Genomic DNA, 4,712 nt, shown 5'->3' on the forward strand with positions numbered 1-4,712 from the left:
AAGGAACTGGCGACATCGCGCAATCAGAAAACGCTTATTCTTCCCATGGAAGCAACGTCGTTGCTCGGGGCGCTGAGTGGCATTGGAGAAATCGCCAAGGAGGCTTTTGGCGATGACGCAAAGGGCCGGACATCTTCCCGGATTCCTGACACAGGGCCAACAAATGGAGGCAATGCGTGAGCTTGATTGAAAGCACCGTTACAGCCCTTGGACCCTGGAGCTGGTTCGTTCTCGGACTCATTCTTCTTGGTTTGGAGATTCTGGCTCCGGGAACGATTTTCCTGTGGTTCGGCCTGTCAGCTCTGGTTGTCGGATGCGTTGCGCTTTTATTCGACTTTGACTGGCAGGTGCTGGTTGCACTGTTTTTGGTTCTTTCCCTCGTGAGCCTCCTGATCGGCCGCCGTCTGATGGTGCGCATGGCAGCCGAAAAAGGAGATCCGGGACTGAACCAGAGAGGAAGCCGCTATATCGGGCGCGAATTCACATTGGCTGCGCCTTTGAGTGAAGGGGCCGGAAATCTGTCAATCGATGACACGATTTGGAGAATAACGGGCCCGGATCTGCCCGCTGGAACAAAAGTGCGAGTGGACTCCATTGATGGTGTGCGCCTGGTTGTTTCCCGCGTCGAATGAGACTGTGAAACTGAAGTACGCCCAACAGGTAGCACGAAGGCATTGCTCTTCGTGCTGCGTGCGAAGTTGCCGTTAAAGCTTGTGACCGGGCGGGATCGGCGGTTCTTCGGCCTTGAGCAGTATCCCGACCCGCCGGTTCGCGGCAAGATACGGATCGTTCGGGAAGAGCGGTTCCGTGTCCGATTTTCCGACAACAGCAAAGAACTGGTCTTCCGGAACACCATATTCTGCCAGGATCTGCCGTGCGGTATTGGCTCGCTCGCTGGACAGATCCCAACCGGTGTAACTCGGGTTGGACGTTGGTTGACCGGCGGTCGTATGGCCGGTGATTTCAATCCTGTTCGGCATCTGTGCAAGCACCGGAGCCATTTTGGCGATCAGACGCCGTGTGGTCTCGTAAGGATATTTCGAGCCTTCTCGGAACATTGACCGGCCATCCTGATCAACCAGCATGATGTTGAGGCCATCTTCGGTTTCTTCCAGGATGATGTTGCTGGAAATTTCTGTGATTTCCGGCATCTCCTGCCAGGCCTGCCGCAATGAGGCGGCAGCGGTGGCAAATTGCCGAGGCTTTTCGATATCAGCTTCCAGCGTGTCGTTGGTGTTGGCTTCTGGTCCCTGCCTGCGCCGCTTTTCGTGCCGTTCCTGGGCGAAGTCAGAATCGGTTTCCTGCTCGACCTGGCTGATATCCTTCATGTAATCTCGGATCGGGATACCTTCGACCTCGATGATACCGGTCTTGCGAGAAGTGTCCTTGACACCAAAGGCCTCACGCATTGAACCGGCAACAACCTGAAGCTTTTCCTTGTCCTGAATGGAGAATGAAATGATCAGAACGAAGAAACAGACGAGCAGGGACATCAAGTCCGCGAAGGTCACGAGCCAGTCGGGAGCTCCACTGCTAACCTTCTGTTTTTTCTTTGCCATTCTTTGCCGTCCGCTCTTTCGTTGCCTTATGCGGCTTCAGCAAGATCGCCGCGTGCTTTCTCCGGCAGATATGCCACCAGCATTTCCTTGATGAGGGCAGGGCTCTTGGATTCTCGGATCTGGCAAACACCGTCGATGATCAGGGTCTGATTGAGCTCATCAACATCGAATTTCGCATCCAGCTTGTCCACCAGTGGCAGACAGATGATGTTTGACACAAGCGCTCCGTAAAGGGTGGTCAGGAGGGCAACAGCCATGGAAGGACCAATCGCTGCCGGGTCGTCCATGTTTGCCAACATCTGAACCAGACCGACGAGTGTTCCGATCATGCCGAACGCGGGGGCCGAATCACCAAGTGCCTTGAAAACGCGCCGGCCTTCGGACAGGCGCGAGAGCTGCAGATCGCGTTCACGCTCCATGGCCTCCTTGATGAATTCAAGCTCGTAACCATCGGCGATGTATTGAACGCCTTTTGCCAGCACCGGATCGGATACGTCGACATTTTCCAGACCGAGGGGACCGGACTTGCGAACGATTTCGCCAAGATTGGTCATTTCCGTGATCAGATCACGCGGACTGGCATTCCTGCCCGAGAGGGCGACCTTGAAGCCGGTGACGAAGGCGTGGGCAATATCCGAGAGTTGAAATCGGATCAGCGTTGCAGCCAATCCCCCGCCGATAACAATCAGGACCGAGGGAACATCGACGAATTGGCCGAAACTGCCGCCTAGAAAAATAGCGGTCGTGACAATCCCGAACGCGCCGAGAATACCGATTAGGGTCGCCAGATCCATTCTGTACACACACCAAGGTTTGTGGCCGCAGGCCGGTGAAACTTTGGTGCAGTTTAAGGTCGTTAAGGCTAATCAAATCCTAATGAACAGGATCATCTTGCGACGGAAAGAGACTTTTTTGCGTTTACAAGCAAATGTGACTGGCGCCGTCGGTCGTCAGGCAGCTCCGATGCGCAACAAGTCATGGACATGCACGATTCCTACCGGGTGCCCGTCTTCGACGACGAATACTGATGTAATCGACAAGCTGTTCACCAGTTCAAGAATGGACGCGGACAAGGTATCCGGTGACACGGTTCTTGGAGACGGCGTCATGATTTCCCCGGCGGTCTTTTCCAGAAGATTGGAAGAGACGTGACGGCGTAAGTCACCATCGGTGATGATGCCGATAAGTTGTTTCAATTCATCTACCACGCCAAGAACTCCAAACCCCCGCTGGGTCATAAGGACAATGCCTTCGCTCATCGAAGTCGAGGTCGGTACCAGCGGCATGCGCTCGCCGGAATGCATGATGTCCTTGGCCGATTTGAGGCTGGCACCAAGACGGCCTCCTGGGTGAAATACCCGGAAGTCCTGTGCCGTGAAGCCACCGCCTTCCAGCAGAGCCACAGCAAGCGCGTCGCCAATTGCCAGCTGTACCAGAGCGGAGGTGGTTGGAGCGAGCCCGTGGGGACAGGCTTCAACGACGCTTGGCAATTTCAACACGATATCGGATGCTTTGCCGAGCGTGCTGTCTTGGCGCGACGTGATGGCTACCAGCGGAACCTTGAAACGTCTTGTGTAACTGACGATACCGGCAAGTTCCTGGGTTTCTCCGGACCAGGACAGAGCCAGGACGACATCGTGCTCCGTGATCATGCCGAGATCGCCGTGACTTGCTTCACTTGCATGGACAAAGAAAGAGGGTGTCCCGGTGGAGGCGAAGCTGGCGGCGATTTTGGTGCCGATATGGCCACTTTTGCCTATGCCTGTGACGATGACCCGTCCCTTGCTCTTTTGAATGAGTTCACAGGTTTGTTGAAACGGTTTCCCCAATCCGTCCTTCAAGGCAGCGCGAACGGCGCTCAAACCTGCAATTTCGGTCTCGAGGGTCCGTTCGGCAGACACCAGGCAATGAGTTGCGATGTCTTCATTACCGTCGGAATTTGGATCAAATAGAGGATGGGTCATCATTTAAATCTTTTTTTCAGCTCGCCTAGGACTAGGCCAGTCTTACTCTCAGATCAAGAACTCGCGATGCATTAAAAGGATTAAACCGAGCAAGTTTATGGTGCGTGTCAAATTGCGAAAAAGAAACGAAGGATTAACCATCATTCGTCAGTTTGAAGGCAACGTTAAGAATTTGACCGGTTTTGGAATTTCATGCGCCGTTTTGTGCACCTGATTGTCTGTTTTGCCGCCCTGCAGGCCATGCCTTCGGCTGCGCAGACGGCACTGTCTGACCTTCGGGGAACCGGGGACCAAGACACTCAACAGGCTGCAGGGGAGACTGCTGATCAGGCCGTGGAGAATACACAGGTCAACCCGACACAGTCGAATGTTTACGCTCTGCGCCGTACGTTGAATGCCGCGGAAGCCGAAACCGGCTCCAGCGGACTTGGAACAGATGGCCGCGTTGTGCCGGTCAGGCCGTTTTCAGACCGGCTGGCTGCAACCAGCAGGTCGGCGCCTGTATCGGGCGTGGGTATCGATGACAGCGTGTTTGGTGGTGACACGACCTTTGATGCAGCTGAAGGTATCAGACTCGGTTCGTTCACCTTTGTTCCCCAGTTGACGCTTTCAACCGGCTGGACGGACAACACTTCCCAGTCCTCTTCCGGAACTTCTGGCGGTCTCTACCGGATTTCACCGGATTTTGCCCTGACGTCTGACTGGAGCCGTCATCAATTCGACGCCTCCCTGCGCGGTACCTATACGGGTTATCCGGAAAATTCGGACGACAATGACGGTTCTGTGGCCGCAGCAGCCAATTTGCGTCTCGACATCAGCGAAGCGACGCAGGTCACAACCGGGCTCGGTTACTCCTATTCCAGAGAGGAGGATGGCAGTGCCGAGTCCTCGGGAGACACCGATCATATACAGCAGTTGACCGGAGACGTGAGCGCAACACGGCGCGTCGGACTTGTGGCGGCGACTGCCTCTCTTGGCGCGGACCGCAGCGTTTACACCTCTGACGGTTCTTCGGAAAGCGGCAGAGACAATACGCTCTATTCGGCGGGGTTGAGGCTCGACGGCAATGCCGGGGGTGTTCTGTCGCCCTTTGTTGAAGGGTCATTGTTGTTGCGGCGTTATGATGAGACCTGCAGCGATAGTCTTTGTGAAAAACGGGATGCCAACGGGTATGAACTCAGAGGTGGTG

The 4,712-nt window shown here is 55.1% G+C and carries 5 protein-coding genes and 1 pseudogene; 3 read left to right on the forward strand and 3 right to left on the reverse strand.

Features of this window, described 5'->3' with window-relative positions; translation table 11 throughout:
• Both K5905_RS27790 and K5905_RS27795 read left to right on the forward strand, forming a co-directional pair.
• Positions 1-180: pseudogene (locus tag K5905_RS27790) on the forward strand (SPFH/Band 7/PHB domain protein); the annotation flags it as partial.
• On the forward strand, positions 177-632 hold the full coding sequence (locus K5905_RS27795; protein WP_297590406.1) for an NfeD family protein: 456 nt from the start codon (positions 177-179) through the stop codon (positions 630-632). The pseudogene K5905_RS27790 and the gene K5905_RS27795, both read left to right, overlap by 4 nt.
• Positions 633-704: 72 nt before the next feature.
• Here K5905_RS27795 and K5905_RS27800 read toward each other — a convergent pair whose 3' ends face one another.
• From K5905_RS27800 to K5905_RS27810, 3 genes are all read right to left on the reverse strand, one after another.
• Positions 705-1,559: a flagellar motor protein MotB gene (locus K5905_RS27800; protein WP_297590408.1), complete on the reverse strand. Its 855-nt coding sequence runs from the start codon at positions 1,557-1,559 to the stop codon at positions 705-707.
• Positions 1,560-1,585: 26 nt separating this feature from the next.
• Complete coding sequence (locus K5905_RS27805; RefSeq protein WP_297590410.1) at positions 1,586-2,353, reverse strand: MotA/TolQ/ExbB proton channel family protein; 768 nt, start codon at positions 2,351-2,353, stop codon at positions 1,586-1,588.
• 156 nt (positions 2,354-2,509) lie between these two features.
• Positions 2,510-3,523 carry a KpsF/GutQ family sugar-phosphate isomerase gene (locus K5905_RS27810; RefSeq protein WP_297590413.1) on the reverse strand — a complete coding sequence of 338 codons (1,014 nt, stop codon included), beginning with the start codon at positions 3,521-3,523 and terminating at the stop codon, positions 2,510-2,512.
• Positions 3,524-3,715: 192 nt separating this feature from the next.
• Here K5905_RS27810 and K5905_RS27815 point away from each other — a divergent pair.
• The coding region (locus K5905_RS27815) for an outer membrane beta-barrel protein (protein WP_297590415.1) at positions 3,716-4,712 on the forward strand (997 nt) is incomplete at its 3' end.

Source organism: Roseibium sp., from assembly GCF_025698965.1.
Taxonomy (GTDB): Bacteria; Pseudomonadota; Alphaproteobacteria; order Rhizobiales; family Stappiaceae; genus Roseibium.

Bases quoted from the DNA above. Each gene is read 5' to 3' on its own strand.
- K5905_RS27810 (WP_297590413.1), bottom strand. From the start codon at position 3,523: ATGACCCATCCTCTATTTGATCCAAATTCCGACGGTAATGAAGACATC.
- K5905_RS27800 (WP_297590408.1), bottom strand. From the start codon at position 1,559: ATGGCAAAGAAAAAACAGAAGGTTAGCAGTGGAGCTCCCGACTGGCTC.
- K5905_RS27805 (WP_297590410.1), bottom strand. From the start codon at position 2,353: ATGGATCTGGCGACCCTAATCGGTATTCTCGGCGCGTTCGGGATTGTC.